Raw genomic sequence first — 2,326 nt, 5'->3', positions numbered from 1 at the left:
TTTACATCTATTTGAGGTTGAACTTTAGAGCCACTTTGCTGCACAACATGAGTCAACTCATGCGCCGTCAACTCATTATTCCCCGGAGATTTCCCCGCCCCAAAATAAACATCACTCCCATGAGTAAACGCCTGAGCGCCCAACTCCCGATTCATTTGCACCGCTTCACCACCCGTATGCACCCGCACCCCACTAAAATCAGCCCCAAAGCGCGGTTCCATAAATCCTCTCACGCCCTCCGATAACGGAGAACCCCCACCCTTAGACGCATTCAACCGACTCTCTAAATCAAAAGATGCTTGATTTCCGTCTATTTGAGCTGCCCGTTGTATCATCTGGCGCATTTGCAAGCGCGGATCAATTTGCCTGTGCACCACAGGTGTAATTGACTGCGCTCTTTGCCAGATCTGATGGGGGTGATGGGGGTGATTGGTGTCCAACTGACGCTGAACTGATGCTGAACTATCCGGAGGTGCTGACATTGATATTACCTGAGACGCTACTCGGTCAGCTTCTTGCTCGTAGGGATCTCCTGGCGCTCCTACGGTCAATTTTGTTTGAATGCCAATTTCCTCTAAGTCTTTCCCGGCTTCTGGCGCCTGTTCTTTCTCTTCTTTGGCACAATCAGCACATTGTCGTTGAATCGGGTTTTCTGAGACTGGGGCAAAAGCACCTTTTAATTGGGAAGCAGGGCTTTGTGCTAAGGGTGGGGGGGCATCAAACGTTGGTGCCCAGGGTGATTCAGATTTACGCTTTCCTGTTGACTCTTCAGCTTGTTCCTGTTCCTTAGCTTGGATTCCTCGCATTACATTGGCGGCGAGTCTATCGGCTGAGGCTCTGGAATACTCCCCGATTTCTTGGGATGGGGCAGAGGACGGGTTTGACTTGGGTTGAATCGAAAAATGTCCCAATTTACCAGGACTTTTACCCTTTTTCTGTACCGGGGTTGGAGTCCAGGATGAATTTTTCTTTTGTACGGGTTTATACTCCATGATGCCGCCTCAGTTGTCCGATAATGTGATAATTGGAGCCGATTCCCTCAAGACTTCTGGGAGATTTTCCGATATGTCAATGCCTGCCTGTTCCGAGAAAACGCCGGATAGCGGCTTGACCCAAGACATCTTGAGATGATGGCTAGATTATAAACTATTTTGTCTAAACCGAATTCAACCGGAAATATGTTTTAACATAAGAGCCATCCAACGGGAGCAAGGGGAGAGACTGTTGAGTTTTGCGGTAAGCGTTAGCGTAGCCATGCCCGAAGGGCTATAGCTATCCCGGAGGGAATCGCTCTTCCTAACCCACTTGATTATTACCCCCTTTCACTCTCCAAACAGACGATAAACTTTAACACCATTAAAACATAGAAATATATATGGATACTCCCACACCAATCACCTGGTATCAAGCCAACTTTCACTATCTCCAGACAGCCGTAAATCAAGTCCGACAGGTTTTAGAAGATTACCTCGCTTACCAGCAAAATCAGCCCAGTCTAGCCAAATTGGAAACGACGTTATCCCCAGATGTCGCAGCGATTCTAGAATACGCGCCGCCAGCCTTAGATAAACTCTGCGCTTTATTTCACCTCTCCCAATTTGATCGATATATCCTCTTATTATGTGTTGGCATGGAGTTGGATAATGAGTTTGAAGTCTTATGTGCCAAAATTAACGGCGATCCTAAACGCAATTATCCCACGCTGAATTTAGCCTTATCTACGTTTCAACAGTCTTATCTGGGTATTCTTTCCTCCCAATCTCCGTTACACCAGTGGGAACTGATTGAAAGGGTGGAAGGATTATTCTTTACTCAATCACCTCTACGCATTAATCGGCGGATTCTTTGTTATCTATTGAGTGAACCTTGCATCGATAAAGATTTGGCAGGTATCCTTTTGCCTGTACCGCCTTCATCTTCCACTCCTCTTCCCCCTTCTTATCAAGAAATTGCTGACAAAATTATCGCTACTTGGTCTAATCCTTTTGCAAATTTTGACTATCCCGTTGTTCAGTTATGTGGTTCAGATATAGGGGCGAAGCAATCTATTGCTACTGTCGCCTGTAGCGCATTAGGCTGGAATCTTCAGATGATATCAGCATCTGTTATTCCCTTTAATCCCAATGAACTGTATCAGTTGATGCAACGATGTTTCCGGGAAACTTTATTAAACCACAGTTTCTTGTTCCTGAATGCTGATGAGATGACTCAAGGTGATCCTCGGCGAGAGTGGGCAATTGCTGAGTTTGTTGAACAATTAAAAGTGCCGTTAATTTTCAGCACCCAGGAACGACAACCCCAACATCAACGCCCGATGATTACTTTA

At 46.0% G+C, this 2,326-nt stretch carries 1 protein-coding gene and 1 pseudogene; one reads left to right on the top strand and one right to left on the bottom strand.

The window, feature by feature from the left end; translation table 11 throughout:
- On the bottom strand, positions 1-992 hold a 992-nt coding region (locus RIC07_RS32800), incomplete at its 3' end, for an eCIS core domain-containing protein (protein WP_446398181.1).
- 383 nt (positions 993-1,375) lie between these two features.
- Between RIC07_RS32800 and RIC07_RS32795 the strand changes: the two are divergent.
- Positions 1,376-2,326: pseudogene (locus RIC07_RS32795) on the top strand (ATP-binding protein); the annotation flags it as partial.

Origin of the sequence: Coleofasciculus sp. E1-EBD-02 (genome assembly GCF_040218245.1) — a bacterium.
Classification (GTDB): domain Bacteria; phylum Cyanobacteriota; class Cyanobacteriia; order Cyanobacteriales; family Coleofasciculaceae; genus Coleofasciculus.
The sequence above is the reverse complement of the archived record's forward strand: the minus strand, read 5'-3'. Positions and strand labels throughout refer to the sequence as shown.